Raw genomic sequence first — 15,182 nt, 5'->3', positions numbered from 1 at the left:
AAATAAATGAAAACACTCTATTTTGATTGTTTTTCTGGAATAAGCGGGGATATGACCATCGGTGCGCTTATCGATTTAGGAGCCGATATTCATCTGCTCGAAAAAGAATTAAAAAAACTTGATTTAAATGATGAATATAATCTGAACTGGGAAAAGGTTGTTAAGAAAGGAATTTCTGCAACGAAATTTGATGTAATCCTGACTGAAAATGAAACCGATAACAGCCACCATCAAGATCATCATCAGGACAAACATCATTACAAACATCATCACCATCACCAACATGAGCATCATCATGAACATCACCATCATGCCCATCATCACCACCGGCATTATTCCGATATTGTCACAATCATTAAAAATGCAGAATTTAATGAAAATGTCCAGACGATGGCGCTGGCTGTTTTCGAAAAAATTGGAAGAGCAGAAGCGAAGATCCATAATATCCCATTTGAAAAAGTCCATTTTCATGAAGTGGGTGCAGTTGATTCCATCATAGATATTGTTGGGACATGCATTCTTCTCGATCAATTGAAGGTAACCAAAATTGTCTCATCGGCTGTTCCGGTTGGGAATGGTCACATTAAGATTGCGCACGGAAAGTACCCAGTGCCAGCACCGGCTACTTTAGAAATTTTGAAAGGGTTGCCAATTAAAGCAACGGAGATAGAAGGAGAATTGACAACCCCGACAGGCGCTGGTATTCTGTCAGCCCTCACAGAGGAATTTGGCCCAATTCCGTCCTTTAATGTTAATTCAATCGGGTATGGAGCAGGAACTAAAGATTTCCCTGAACATCCGAATGTTTTACGTATCATATTGGGCACTTCTTAATCCAGAAGGTGGGAGCTTATATGCCGCAGCAATTTCCGCATACTGAAGAACATGTCGATCATAATATGGTCAAGATGGAAGTAAATTTGGATGATATACCGGGGGAGTGGCTTGGATATGTAATGGAGCAATTATTTGAAGCCGGTGCCAATGATGTGTTTTATACTCCTATTTTTATGAAGAAAAATCGCCCGGGAGTTATGCTTCAGTTATTATGTGAACAAAAGAAAATCAATGAGATGAAAAAAATATTATTTGCTGAAACGACTACACTTGGCATTCGCTACTATCCGTTATACGTCCACCGCCTGGCCCGAAAATTTTATAAAATCCAAACCCAATGGGGAGAAGTAACAGTCAAACAAGGCTTACACGAGGGGAAAATCGTTCAATATGCCCCGGAATACGAGGATTGCCGTAAAATTGCCAAGGAAAATAACGTTCCCATAAAAGAAGTTTACCAAAAAGTATGGGAAAAAATTGGCACAAACCAATGGGAATAAAAAATCCCTCTTGGTCTGCAGGTAAAGGGAAGTCCTCTATCTTCAATCCTGGAGGGATTTTTCTTTATCGTAACAGGGATTCTATTCTGAACACTAAGATCTTTACTTAAAAAACACGTTGAGCTATGATTGAAAAAAGAGTTTATGTTGATTTTTGCAACAGAAGGTGAAGGGAAATGATTAAAGCTTTGGTAATAGCCCCTTATGAGGGTTTGTTTGAAATGATGAAAGAAATTGATCAAGAAGTGGACGATTTTGAATTACATATTGAATTAGGCAATTTATACGAGGGGGCTAACATCGCAAAGGATGCTGAAAAGAGGGGCTATCATATTATTATCAGCCGTGGCGGTACTGCTTCTATGATTCAGGAGGAAGCGTCAATACCTGTGATTGATATTCAGGTGTCTGGCTATGATGTATTGCGTATTCTAACACTTGTAAAAGGATTTTCAGGAAAAGCAGCAATCGTGGGGTTTGCAAATATCTCTCAAGGTGCAGCTACGATATGCAAACTTCTTGATTTGGATATTAAATCGTATACGATCACGAAGGATACCGAGGTTGAGGAAAAATTAACGAATTTAAAAAAACTTGGATATGAAGTGATCATAGGAGATGTAGTAACGATTCAAGCAGCGAAACAATTAGGCCTGACTGGAGTGCTGATCACATCCGGTAAAGAAGCAATTATGGATTCACTGGAAGAAGCGAGAAGGGCAATTCGATTATTTTCGAAGCTCCAGCAGGATGTTTCTATTTATCAATCGATTCTGGATTGCAGTGAGCAGGCAATTGGAATCATACGTGAAGAGCAAATCATTTATGGAAACGAGCGTTTTAATAAAGAATTCAATTGGATAAAACTGTATAACTCGTCTGTTGTTAAAAGGATGGTACAACAAACGGTTTTAACAAGAGAAAAGCAAACGAACACGCTTCACTTCGATTATACATTGTGGAAATTAACGACATGTCCATATGAGGATACCGTTATATTATATTTCGAAAAAGCCTTTAAAACCGAAGTATCGGACAAGAAGATTAATGGGAATCGTAGTGCACTGGAATTTAACCCATCTGTTTCTTATACCCCTATTGCTGGAAAAAGCGAGCCCCTCCAGAAGATTTTGCAGCAAATTGATAAATACAGTGGTATGAATGAACCTGTGTGGATCATGGGAGAAGAGGGAAATGGAAAAGAATTAATTGCCCAGTCCCTTTATTTAAAACGTAAAAGCAATGATGAACCATTTATCACATTGCATTGTGACCTATTGAGCGAGGAACTGCTGAAGGACCTAATCAGCGAGGGCTTTTTTCGAAAGTACGCCAATAATGTAGTTTACCTAAAAAGCATCGAGAGACTTAACCCATTTACCCAAAAAGAGTTGTATCATTTTCTCAAAAAGGAAGATGTAAAAACGCCAAAATGGGTTGTGTCTTCAGAGGATACCATTGAGGAAAGAGTTAAAAATGGCACATTTAAACAGGATTTATATAATTTATTGGCACAATTAAAGATCCATATACCTCCGTTGAGAGAGCGCGGCGAAGATATTGAGAAGCTGGTGCATATATTTATTTCTGAATTGCATCCTAAATATGGAAATGAAGTAGTAGGGATCAGACTGGATGCGCTCGAGGAACTAGCCAATTATGATTGGCCTGGAAATGTAGAACAGCTTAAACAGGTGATTGAACAACTAGTACCGCAATCACAGTCTTATTATATTGAAAAGAAAGAAGTTGAAACGGTACTTAATCAATTAAAACAGCAGCCAAACAATAACAATGCTGCAATTACCACTATCGATTTAAGTGGAACGTTGGAAGAGATTGAAAAACAGGTGATTACGAGGGTCCTTGAGGCAGAAGAGATGAACCAATCCAGAGCGGCTAAACGTTTAGGTATTAACCGTTCAACACTGTGGCGCAAGCTTAAATAAGAGCTTGCGTCTTTTTTTGCAGAAAAGAAAGTATAAAAATGGGCTTCAAAGGAAGCTTGCGCATTTTTCTTTTGCAAGGTGCCGTTAAAGCGAGCAAAATGCTGTTCAGCAACATTGCTAATTAACAGACATTTGTAAAAGAAGTTTGGGTGTGATTAAAAATGCAACAGTTTTACTTAAAAAGAATTTCCACTAACAGATTTTTTGAAATTTTAATAAAACAATATTGCTAAATGCAACCATGTTGATTATAATAATAAATGTAAACGTTTTAAATTATTTAGGAACGAAACAACGAGCTGTTGCAAAATGAAGCGATCGATTAGAAAGAACCCAACTTCTTAAGAAGAGTAGCTAGAGCAGACGTACTATCAGAATAGTAGAAAATAAATCAAAGGGAGGTGAGAAGAATGGTGAAACTGGCTGTTATAGCAGATGATTTAACGGGTGCGAACGATACTGGCGTACAATTTGCAAAAAAATGTTTGGATACGACTGTGTTATTTTCCGAAACGCAATTGCAGGCGTCACATTTAACTGGCGATATCATAGTATTAAATTCAGATAGCCGCGCATTAGGTTCTCAAAAGGCTTACGAGGCAGTCTGTACTCTATCAGCGCAATTAAAAAAGCATGGCATTACAAAAGTGTTAAAGAAGATAGACTCAACGATGAGAGGGAATGTCGGCACGGAAATTGATGCTGTGATGGATGTATTTCAGTTTAAGACCTCGTTCTTGGTTCCGGCTTTTCCGAAGAGTGAGAGAATTACAGTTTGTGGGAAACATTATGTTTATGGTGTGCCGCTAGAGGAAACTGAAATTGCAAATGACCCCACTTGCCCGGTAAATGAAAGTTACCTGCCAAAATTGGTACAGGAGCAAAGTAAGCGGAAAGTCGAGTTAATCACCATTGAAAATGTAAGAAAAGGAAAAAGACGCCTAGCTGAAATAATGAACCAGTTGACTTCGGGGGAAGTTTCCAAAATTGTTGTGATAGATGCAACAACAGAGGAAGATCTTAAGACGATTGTCAAAGCAGCCCAATTTCTGAAAGAAAATGTACTTTGGGTAGGATCAGCGGGCATAGCCTACCATCTTTGCAGTACCGAGCAGCGTAAAGAACCATTTCGCAAAGGACAGAATAGCAATCGGCTTCCTGTGCTCGTCGTAGCAGGCAGTGTTACGTCTGTAACCTATCTGCAGGTTCAAGAGTTAAAAGAGCAAAAGAATATTGAAGAAATCGTTATTTCTCCAGAGAAATTTCTCGACGAACATATGCGAACGCAAGAAATTAAACGTGTTGTCAAGGAAGGACAGGAATTACTACAAAAAGGCGATTTAGTCATAGCTACTAATCGCAGCAGTGAAGCAATTGATCGGGTAAGGGCTATTCAGCATTCACTTGGTTTAACAAACTTGGAAACTGGCAGTACAATTGCCCAGTCCATGGGGTTGATCGCCGGTCTATTAATTGAAAGCAGGGACATTTCCGGTGCCGTTTTAACGGGAGGAGATATTGCTGGTGCTACCTGTAAAGTATTAAATGGCAAAGGAATACGGGTCATCGGTGAAGTGGAAGACGGCCTGCCATACGGAAAGTTGTTCGGCGGCTTATTTGACGGTTTGCCGCTTGTGACGAAAGCGGGGGCATTTGGTACCGAGCAAGCACTGGTTAAAGCACTGCAAACATTAAATGAAATTCATGATGAGCAGGAATCTATTTATTGGAGACACAGCTGCAATGCTTAAAATGGAAATGAATCGGCGGCAGCAAATCAATCCTGTTTATCACCGCCCTGATTAATATTTTATGAAAACGCTTTTTTAAATTTAATAAGTTACTATTGTTTTGCAAACATGTTATAAATGGTATTCGATCATGATTGAACAACTCTGATTGCCATTCTCCGTTGGGAATTATCGATTTTACACTCGAATGAAAGCGTATTCTAATAGACTTGAAGTTATCTATATTCATACGAACAAATGGGAACGATTAAAATTTATGATTATTGGGGGATATTTATATGGGAAAATCAAAATGGCTTAGAATAATTCCTGTTGCATTTGTCATGTACATGCTCGCTTATATCGACCGTATCAATGTTGGTATTTTAATGCCTTACATTCAAGAGGATTTAAACATTAACGCTTCGGCTGCTGGGGATATTGCAGGGATTTTCTTTGTTGGGTATTTGATTTTCCAAATTCCCGGGGGGATTTTAGCAGCTAAATGGTCAGCCAAAAAAACCATTTTTATTCTTATGCTGCTATGGGGAATATGTGCAACAGCTGCAGGTTTTGTTGAGACAGAGGGACAGCTTAAAGCTGCCAGGTTTGCGCTAGGGGTAGCTGAAGGCGGGGTATGGCCGGCTGTTCTTGTTTTATTGGCAAATTGGTTTACGACTAAAGAACGTGCGCGCGCCAATGCTTTCTGGATGGCATGTCTGCCGGTTTCAGCAATGTTGATGTCTCCGTTATCTGGCATACTGCTTAAGTACTTTGAATGGGAGACGATTCTGTTCATCCAGGGCTTACCTCCAATTATTTGGGCATTTGTATGGTATGCAATAGTCAAAGATCAACCATCAGAGGCAAATTGGATGAAAAAAGAGGAAAGAAAGAATTTATTAGCGGAATTAGCAACAGAACAAAACAAAAAAGTCCAATCAGAAGGATATATGGCGGCTTTCAAGAACAAGACGGTTTGGGGCCTTGTTATCATGTATTTTCTTTGGATGACCGGGTTTTATGGGTATACACTTTGGGTGCCAAGTGTAGTCGGAACATTAACAAAAGATCCCGTCATGCTTGGCTGGCTGACAGCAATTCCGTTTACTTGTGCTTTAATTGGCATGCTGCTTAATTCATATTGGTCAGATAAGCGGATGAACCGTGTACAACATGTCGCTATTCCCCTGTTGATTGCAGCCACTAGTATGGTTGTGGGACAATTTGTGTCGTCTCCAGCTCTGCAAATGATTTTGTTGTCGATAACAGCTATAGGTGTTTATGCACCTTACGGCCCATTATGGGCGATTCCAACTGCTATTATTCCCGCTGGTGTTGTCGGTGCAGCACTTGGTTTGCAAAATGCAATTGGCAATTTGGGAGGATATAATGGACCGAAATTTTTCGGTGTATTAAAAGACATGACAGGCAATTATCATGCTGGCTTTTACTTTTTAGCTGCTTCACTCGTTTTATCGGCTGTGATGACGCTCATTTTGGGAAGATTTATTACAAGTAAGAATGAATCTAAATCAATCTTAACAAATGCAAAAAGAAACCAAATATCATAGGTAGCAGGATAATTAGATCGTCTTCGCTAAATCTTTTATAAAGAGGAAGTTTTGCATTATTTCATGTAAAAACAGAACCTGGATAAGCGAAACGAGGAATGATTACGGGAGGAATGTAAAATGGATGCCAATAAACCAAGTATTGCAATTACAATGGGGGACCCATCAGGAGTAGGTCCTGAAGTTATTGTAAAATCATTAAATGATGAGACCATCTATGGAAAATGCCGCCCGTTTGTAATTGGCGACCTTAAAATTCTGAAAAAGGCACTCGAAGTAACAAATATCCAACTTGAGTTAAATGGGATTACACAACCTGAAGAATCTAAGTTTAAATATGGGACAATTGATGTTATTGATTTAGATTTGGTTTCTGAAGATTTACCGTGGGGTGCGGTTTCCTCAGTAGCCGGGAATGCGGCTTTCCGTTATTTAGAAAAGGCAATTGCCCTGGCAAATGAAGAAAAAATCCAGGGGATTTGTACAGCACCGTTAAATAAAGAAGCGCTTCATAAAGCCGGTCATATTTATCCTGGCCATACAGAAATATTAGCCGAGTTAACAAATACAAAAGATTTCGCGATGATGTTATCTGCTCCCGGGTTAAGAGTAATCCATGTAACAACACATGTCGGAATTATCGATGCAGTCAATAAAATTAACGTTGACCGGCAATATACTGTTATTAAACTCGCCCATGATACATTACAAAAAGCAGGGATTAAATCCCCTCGAATCGCAGTGTGCGGCATTAACCCACATGCCGGAGAAAACGGACTTTTTGGAAATGGGGAAGAAGAAGAAAAAATCATCCCCGCTGTGAAAAAAGCGCAGGCAGAGGGAATTAATGTTCAAGGGCCTCTTCCAGCAGATACGTTATTTTTTAGGGCCAGACGAGGCGACTTTGATATCGTTGTAGCACAATATCATGATCAGGGGCACGGGCCAATTAAGGTATTAGGCCTTGAATCCGGCGTCAATATCACGGTTGGGCTGCCGATTATTCGTACGAGTGTCGATCATGGAACCGCATTTGATATAGCAGGGAAGAATATTGCGGATGAATTATCACTCAAGGAAGCGATCAGAATGGCCATTGAATTAGCTCCTGAGAAAATAGTCAAGACGATTTAGAGAACAAAAGGCGTAAGCTTCCTTTGCGCGACGTACACTAGTCGCTGGGCGCTGGATTAAAAAAGGCAGCAAGAGGTTGTTATATGGATCTCTTGCTATCCTTTTAATAAGAACTAATCGATGGACAATATTCAATAATCTTAGTAAATAATAAAAATGCAACACCTCTTTTTAATGGAGGCATCGTTATTCGTACATAAAAAAAGCAATTTTAAACTGAAAGGAGCATGTAAGGATGTCTCTTCCGAAATTCGCAAAAATAAAACAAAAATTTGTAGTGGAAAGTATAAAAAATATTTCTAGGACGATTTCAGAACAATTTAATTTCGTTAAAGCAGATGAAAAAATTAAGCCTGGAATGGAGATTGCGATCACGGTAGGAAGCCGGGGAATTGCAAATATTCCACTTATTGTAAAAAATGTTGCGGATGAAATCAAAAAGAGAGGCGCGACACCGTTTATTATTCCGGCAATGGGAAGCCATGGAGGAGCTACAGCTGAAGGCCAAATCGAGGTTCTCGAAGGATTAGGGGTAACGGAAGATACAACTGGTTGTGAAATTCGTTCTTCCATGGATGTTGTTGAAATCGGTGAAACGTCTGCCGGTATTCCTGTTTATATTGATCAACACGCTTATAAGGCTGATGGAATTATCATTATGGGACGTGTTAAGCCGCATACGGATTTTAAGAAAGATATTGAAAGTGGCGTTTTAAAAATGGCCTCGATTGGGATGGGAAAACATAAACAGGCACTTGCATTGCACACATACGGTATTGAGGGAATCCGAGATATGATGCCTGAGGTTGGAAAAGTGGTGATCCGGAAATCAAATACATTGTTTGGGATAGCAATTGTTGAAAATGCCCATGAGGAAACCGCCATCATTGAAGCAATTGAGCCTGAACGGATTGAAGAACGAGAAAGAGAGTTGCTGGTAAAAGCCTTTGGGTTAATGCCAAGCTTGCCAGTTGATGAAATGGATATTTTAGTAGTCGATGAAATCGGCAAAAATTACAGCGGGACAGGTATGGATACGAATATTATCGGCCGTATTCGCGTATTGGGCGTGGAAGAGCCGAAAAAGCCGATTATTAAATATGTAATTGCATCTAACTTAAGTGAGGCCAGTCATGGCAATGCATTGGGGATTGGTTTGGCTGATTTAACAACGAAGCGTTTATTAGAAAAAATCGATTTGCAAAAAATGAATGAAAATGTGGTTACCAGCACATTCTTGGATCGTGCTAAAATTCCCATTGTACTAGAAAATGACAGGGAAGCATTAAATGCTGCACTAAGGGCAAACTGGGGGATTGCTTCTGAAGAGGCTAGAATCGTCCGTGTTCCAAATACGCTGCATATTGGAGAGTTATTCGTCTCTGAAGTCATTTATAATGAGTTGAAAAATAAAGAGAATATCGAAGTCATAAAGGGCTTGCATGAACTTCAGTTTGATGAGGATGGTTATTTCTTGCCAATGTAGAAATGGAATCTCATTTAGATGATCGTGTATTCTGCCAGCAAAACACTTTTACTAGTAAAAAAAAAGTATAGTTTTTATATGCAATGACCAGCGGCTAATAACCGCTTTTTTTATTTGTTGAATGAATCCTGGAAGACGAAAAACCAAAAGTAGTTGTTATATTAAAAGATTTAGATACTCAGTAATGGGAAATTGTTAAAGCTGGAGCAGAGAATAAACGGAACTTGTCGATGTGAAAGAAAAGCATGGTATGCGATGGACACATATAAATATTCCTGTTATTGGTGCAGGCGAATTAGAGAACATTGAAATCGCATCAGATATGGTGGAAAAAGAAGAAGTAGACTTTATTGCCCTTGCCAGGAAAATAATGAATCAGCCTAATTATGTAGAAGGCTTATTAAAAAAAATAAAAAGAACAGATTGTTAAATTTATTGAGTGAATTAGAAATATATTTATATTTAGGTTTACGGATTTTAGAGGACGGGGGCCTAAAAAAACTAGAGCATGAAATGGATTCTGTCCCTTAAATCTACAAATTTCAACTCAATTCTACCTTGTTTCTTCCTAATCAAACGTTTGATTAAATATGGACAAGAACCGCTTCAATGCTATCCTATCCAAAAGCGGAAAAAGAATGTCAAGAGCTATCCTTCATTTATATAGTCTCCACTCACAATATCTTGTTGTCCACTTTTTCACACCTTTTGGAGGACGAATATCGTGACGTAAAAGGAACTTGATTAAGCGATGTTTTGCTCTCAATTCATCCTCTTTGGCATCTTCACGAGCACGGACTAAATCTCTAAGCGCTTCGTCATCTTCTGTTGGCACATAAACAGAAGTTAATTCACCAGCTCGGAACAATTTTGCTAGTTTAATCGAATCTCTACGGTCCGTTTTAATGCGTTCACCTGGTTTCTTAGGAATTAAGGATGGGGCGATCACTTCACATTCAATTCCTAGGCTAAGAAAAACACGATATAAACCATAGCCAGTTGGACCAGCTTCATAGCACACTCGAAGATTCTCTTTTTCTCCAAGCTTTTTTACTAACTTTCTAATGGATTCCGGAGTGTTAGGAATCATCCCCCAATACCTTGGCTCATCACGACCTTCGTCTGCAATGGCAACGGCAATTTTTTCTTTTGAAACGTCTAAACCTACATATTTTATGGTATCCTTCATAATAACTAGCTCCTTCCGTAATGTAGCTCTGATTTGGCTTGTTTTTTCCAGTAAACAGTGTAACCAAATTAACCTACGGTGTTACGAGTAAGGAGCTAGTTTTGTTCATGATAACTAACGGGGTGCTTTAACATAATTTTCCCATTACGAATTGAGGTTGATTTCATGCTGGGTATTAAAGATTACGAACCAATTTTCTATACCGATATAAATGAGTTTATTAATTTTCATGGTGACAGTTTAAGGCAATTAATTGGTTCAACAATTGAGGGAATTTGGACAGTGCATGAAATTTCTGATGGTGAATTTTGGGCTGATTGTCCTGTTATATTAGTTTTAGGTGGAAGACAATTAGAGTTTTGTTCATTTAATGATAGAGAAATTGCAGTTACTTGGAATGAAATTGATTTAAAGGAAAAGTTAGATTGGTACGGTAATGATGAATTAAATCTGGAATGGAGAAAGAATTCGTTTGGAAACTTTTCTTTATTTATTGGAAAGCAAATTGAGGAAATTGAAGTAATTGAAATGACTCAAGAGGCAATAGACTCAAAAGGTAATGTACTTCATTCTAACCTGTTGTTAAATGGGTTAGGTTTTGGTATTGGTTCAAGTTATTTTTCGATTTTTAACGCTTTTGACGAAACAGGCTTTTCATATTTGAGGGATGATAATCTTATATATACTAAGCTTTAAATAATTCTAACCCTTCTTCAAGTAACGGGTGCTTTACTTAAAGAGCTGGCTGCTATTACCGGATTATCGTCATATCTTGATGGTTTTATTTCATTGGGACTAAATTGTTTGCAGCGGGTTATTTCTTTATTTGAATTCTTGCCGTTGGACAAGGTGTTTTTTTACTTTTTTTCCTGAACCCCTGCTCCAACAGGGGTTCTTCTATTTATGTTCAAAACAAGTGCAAAAATTAACTGAAAATAGTAAAATAAGAATTAGAAATTCCATTGGTGTGTTCACCACCAGACCACCCGCAAACTACCAATTCGGGTGGTTTTTATTGTGCAATGAAAAGTAATTAAAAATGAAAGCTTACCATGATTTCGTAAAAGGGAGTGAACAGTTTAAATTTATGAATGCGGAGTTATTTGAAGACCTAGATATTCTTTGTAAGGATATTGAATTCTGGAAGAATGAACTCTTCCGTCATACTGATAAAAGCACTTTAGACATTTCAAGAAGGAATGTGGCCTCTCTTCAGTCTGCCTTGGAGGATCTCTTTGCATCTAATAAAGTACGATTGGCATCAAATGGTCGGTCTGAATTAATTCAACGGATTAAAATAGCGTTAGAAAAATAACTAAGAGTTTTTAGGGGACATAGAGCAGGGTTTTACTCTTTATTAGGAAGGATGAATACTTTGTATAGCACAACTAAATTTTTTCCTACCGGTCAGCGGGATTTAGAAAAATTTCAGGCTTCTTTGCGTACCATAAGTGAGTCTTATAATAAATCCTTTGACGTTTTAAGAGTTGGCTTGCTGCCGGCTATAAAAAATATGGGAGATCTACATTCTCGGTATTTGGATGCTGTATCTCCTATGGTTAAAGCGATAAATAATTATTCAAAATATCTTAATTCTTCAGGATTAGATGTATTGGGACGGCAAAAACAGATTTGGGAGCAATATTCAGCTGCTCTTGAAAGGCTTAATCAGCATCAACATCTTCTTAAGTCTTTGGACACTTCTCATTTGACTAGGATCACTTCATCGTTGGGTTCGGTTTTTGCTGAAGCAAATATAAGAAATATTGATTTCTCCGGTTTAAATGATTTAAATTTTGATGATTTTACAGATTTTTACGGGGAACTTGATGATCCTAGCGGTAATGGCAGTTATTCCGAAGGTGCAGGTTTGATTGAACCAAAGAAGACCTTAACGGATATGACTGAAGAAGATTTAAACAAAATCATTACACGTTCTATGGATGCTGCTAAGAAATTCTCCATCGTTGCTTTTATATTTGGTCTTTATTCGGAATATGTTAATGATGCAGCAAAAGTCATCCTGGAAGTTGTGTTTGCCTTTATGTTAACGACAGTTACCGGTCAATACAATGCAGAGGTGAAAGCAGAAATAATTGATACTGTTCAGGAAACCAAAGCCGTAACGGATATGAGAAAAGTAATCATTAAGTATGTCAAAGTGAATCCCACTGATCAAGTTGCTTTCCTTCGAAAAGAGGCTTTCCTGCGGTGCGGCGCCTCTAAGAAAGCTTCAGTTGCATTAAAGGAAAAAATATCTACAAAAACAGTGTTAACCATTGTTGAAAGAAAGAACAACTGGTTAAAAGTTGAAATTGATTCGGGTGATTTCGCCGGTGAGATCGGATGGATAGAAGAATCAAAAGTAACTAAATTCAAAAAGATTAAGTAAAAAAATGCAAGGTTCCTTTTCTCTTAGTGATTGAGTACGGGAACCTTGTTTTTTTAGTTCTTAAGTTTTCCGTTGTAATTAGCTAAAATGCCTGAATTTGTATGGATCTTGATTTTGGCTTAATCCTGGAACATAAAAATTGGATCATCTTCCAGAATTAAAGAAGACTTTTATTGATCTTATAAATAGCAACAGAGCTGTCATTATGGCTGCTTTTCTTGTTCCACTAACTGGCAGGTGTGCGGCCGAGCCTAGGTCTTATCATATAGCGGTTGGGATAATATAGGGATTCCTTATGCTGCTGATATTATGAACTTTGTTATTCTTACCGCTTTACTATCCGTAGCAAATTCCGGTCTCTATGCATCTACCCGTATGGTATGGTCGCTTTCAAATGAAAAAACAATAAGCCCTCTCTTAGGAAAGGTAACTTCAAGAGGAGTGCCGCTTAATGCTTTAATTGTTAGTATGGCAGTAGCCTGCTTGTCATTATTCTCTAGTGTAGTTGCACCAGATACGGTTTATTTAGTGCTTGTGGCTATATCAGGATTTGCTGTGGTAATCGTATGGATGGGAATTGTGTTATCGCAGTATATGTTCCGCAAGCGTTTTATTGAAGAGGGTGGGAATATTAAAAATTTGAAATTCCGAACACCACTTTATCCCTTCGTGCCCATCACTGCTTTTGTTTTATGTTTCGCTTCTTGTGTAGGACTTGCTTTCGATCAAAGCCAACGAATTGCCCTGTATAGCGGAGTACCCTTCATTGCTTTATGCTATTTTTTCTACTATATTAAAAATCGTGGAAAGAAGAATCAATTAGATTCTCATGATGAACTTGATCAATATATAGAGAATATTAAGTAGAGTGGGTCTGGTGTAAGAGATCCATTAAACTGGAATATACTACTGATACTATCGGGGTGATGTAAAAAAACTGTAAATTAAATAAAAATACGTACAAAATCTTCGGTTGTCAGACTGTTAAGCTATTAATCCAATCCATTGCTGAATGAATTTCACATGACTTTGGACAGACTTCTCCGCAGGAGAATCTGTCCTTTTTGACCACATTTAAAAGGACAATTTATATTCATTGTAACGAAAATGGCGAATTATTTACAAAAGGAGAGAATGAACTTGGAAATTAATACCATGGACAGAGAACTTATTCATGCAAGTGAGCAGGGGGATTATGTTGCTGTAGAACAGCTCTTACATGAAGGAGCCAGCATTGATTATAAGGATGTGGCCGGCCGGACAGCCTTAATGGCGGCCGTACAAAAAAACCAAATTGCCGTAGTGAAGTTGTTACTAGAGGCTGGAAGCGACGTCAATACTAGAGATATTACCCAATTAACTCCATTTATATGTTCTGGTGCGAACGGATTTCATGAAATTTTAAGTATGATGCTTAAGTTTGGTGCTGACCTAAACAGTGTTAATCGATTTGGGGGTACGGCATTGTTACCTTCTAGTGAAAAAGGCTACTTAAAGACTGTCCAAGTCTGCTTAGATGCTGGGGTTCCGGTAAATCATGTGAACGATTTAGGCTGGTCCGCCCTTCTAGAGTCTGTGATTTTAGGTAATGGCGGCAGACTTTATTCTGATATTATTCAAGAACTCTTGGAAGCAGGGGCAGATGTAAATCTTCCAGATAGGGACGGGAAGTCAGCGCTGCAGCATGCTCAAGAAATGGAGCACCAAAAAGTTGTAAATATCTTGAATAAAGAATATATCGAAAAAAGTAAATCTATTAAAATGGCGAAAAAACTTGCCAGAGTTGATAAGTATGAAGAAGCCATCTCAGAAATAGAAAAAGGTTTAGAACATGATAAACAAAACCTTGATTTGATTTACTACAAAAGCTATTTCTTACAAGAACTAAAGAGATTTGAGGAAGCGCTAGAGGAGTACAACAAAGCATTATCACTGGACCCGACGGATCTAGACTTCTATTTCTATACAGCCAACTGTTTAAGAGCAATGAGGAGACCAGAGGAGGCTCTTTTAGAATACGATAAAGCCTGTGAATTAAACCCTGTTGAGACTTTTTATCGTTATCATAAATCAAATTACTTAAGAGAACTAGGCAGACACGAAGAAGCAGTTATTGAAATGGATAAATTGCTGGCACTGCAGTCAAATCGCTACGATTTTTCATTTCATAAGGCAAATAGCCTCAGGTCGCTTGGTAAACACCAAGAAGCAATAGAAGCAATAGAGAATGCGATTGCAAATGATCCGGCTAACCCGTTATATCATTTGCATAAGGAGCAATCTCTTGAATTGCTAAGGAAATTAGCAAATTAAACCAAGGGGAAAAATGATGAAATAGCTAAGTGTACCCGATACCTAAAAAAGTTTCGTCCACGTATGAGTTGGACGAAA

Annotated in this window: 13 protein-coding genes and 1 pseudogene; 13 read left to right on the top strand and 1 reads right to left on the bottom strand. The window is 38.2% G+C overall.

What is annotated here, in order from left to right:
- Positions 1-6 precede the first annotated feature (6 nt).
- The 8 genes from larC (at position 7) to ACJ004_RS20580 (ending at position 9,640) form a co-directional block, all read left to right on the top strand.
- Positions 7-834: a nickel pincer cofactor biosynthesis protein LarC gene (gene larC, locus ACJ004_RS20615; RefSeq protein ID WP_410895013.1), complete on the top strand. Its 828-nt coding sequence runs from the start codon at positions 7-9 to the stop codon at positions 832-834.
- 20 nt (positions 835-854) lie between these two features.
- Positions 855-1,337, top strand: coding sequence for a nickel pincer cofactor biosynthesis protein LarC2 (larC2, locus tag ACJ004_RS20610; RefSeq protein WP_410895012.1), 483 nt, complete (start codon positions 855-857; stop codon positions 1,335-1,337).
- A 176-nt stretch (positions 1,338-1,513) separates the two neighbouring features.
- On the top strand, positions 1,514-3,286 hold the full coding sequence (locus ACJ004_RS20605) for a PrpR N-terminal domain-containing protein (protein ID WP_410895011.1): 1,773 nt from the start codon (positions 1,514-1,516) through the stop codon (positions 3,284-3,286).
- Positions 3,287-3,696: 410 nt separating this feature from the next.
- Positions 3,697-5,037, top strand: coding sequence for a four-carbon acid sugar kinase family protein (locus ACJ004_RS20600; RefSeq protein ID WP_410895010.1), 1,341 nt, complete (start codon positions 3,697-3,699; stop codon positions 5,035-5,037).
- 278 nt (positions 5,038-5,315) lie between these two features.
- Positions 5,316-6,590, top strand: a complete 1,275-nt coding sequence (locus tag ACJ004_RS20595; RefSeq protein WP_410895009.1) for an MFS transporter — start codon at positions 5,316-5,318, stop codon at positions 6,588-6,590.
- 120 nt (positions 6,591-6,710) lie between these two features.
- Entirely contained in the window at positions 6,711-7,724 is a 1,014-nt protein-coding gene (gene pdxA / locus ACJ004_RS20590) for a 4-hydroxythreonine-4-phosphate dehydrogenase PdxA (RefSeq protein WP_410895008.1), read from the top strand.
- Between the two features lie 235 nt (positions 7,725-7,959).
- The gene (locus ACJ004_RS20585) at positions 7,960-9,210 is read left to right on the top strand and encodes a nickel pincer cofactor-dependent isomerase, group 22 (RefSeq protein WP_410895007.1); all 1,251 of its coding nucleotides are present in this window, start codon (positions 7,960-7,962) and stop codon (positions 9,208-9,210) included.
- Positions 9,211-9,442: 232 nt separating this feature from the next.
- Positions 9,443-9,640: a hypothetical protein gene (locus ACJ004_RS20580; protein ID WP_410895006.1), complete on the top strand. Its 198-nt coding sequence runs from the start codon at positions 9,443-9,445 to the stop codon at positions 9,638-9,640.
- Positions 9,641-9,865: 225 nt separating this feature from the next.
- Here ACJ004_RS20580 and ACJ004_RS20575 read toward each other — a convergent pair whose 3' ends face one another.
- Positions 9,866-10,399, bottom strand: a complete 534-nt coding sequence (locus ACJ004_RS20575; RefSeq protein ID WP_410895005.1) for an IS110 family transposase — start codon at positions 10,397-10,399, stop codon at positions 9,866-9,868.
- A gap of 165 nt (positions 10,400-10,564) precedes the next feature.
- Here ACJ004_RS20575 and ACJ004_RS20570 point away from each other — a divergent pair, with 165 nt between their 5' ends.
- From ACJ004_RS20570 to ACJ004_RS20550, 5 genes and pseudogenes are all read left to right on the top strand, one after another.
- On the top strand, positions 10,565-11,095 hold the full coding sequence (locus tag ACJ004_RS20570) for a hypothetical protein (protein ID WP_410895004.1): 531 nt from the start codon (positions 10,565-10,567) through the stop codon (positions 11,093-11,095).
- Positions 11,096-11,438: 343 nt separating this feature from the next.
- Positions 11,439-11,714 carry a hypothetical protein gene (locus tag ACJ004_RS20565; protein ID WP_410895003.1) on the top strand — a complete coding sequence of 92 codons (276 nt, stop codon included), beginning with the start codon at positions 11,439-11,441 and terminating at the stop codon, positions 11,712-11,714.
- Positions 11,715-11,774: 60 nt separating this feature from the next.
- Positions 11,775-12,791 (top strand): SH3 domain-containing protein, encoded by a 1,017-nt coding sequence (locus tag ACJ004_RS20560; RefSeq protein ID WP_410895002.1) that lies wholly within the window; start codon positions 11,775-11,777, stop codon positions 12,789-12,791.
- A gap of 273 nt (positions 12,792-13,064) precedes the next feature.
- Positions 13,065-13,658: pseudogene (locus ACJ004_RS20555) on the top strand (amino acid permease); the annotation flags it as partial.
- 273 nt (positions 13,659-13,931) lie between these two features.
- Positions 13,932-15,104 carry an ankyrin repeat domain-containing protein gene (locus ACJ004_RS20550; protein ID WP_410895001.1) on the top strand — a complete coding sequence of 391 codons (1,173 nt, stop codon included), beginning with the start codon at positions 13,932-13,934 and terminating at the stop codon, positions 15,102-15,104.
- Positions 15,105-15,182: the final 78 nt, after the last annotated feature.

The organism is Neobacillus sp. 204, assembly GCF_046562815.1.
GTDB lineage: Bacteria > Bacillota > Bacilli > Bacillales > Cytobacillaceae > Neobacillus.
This window is presented reverse-complemented; position numbering and strand designations above follow the sequence as displayed.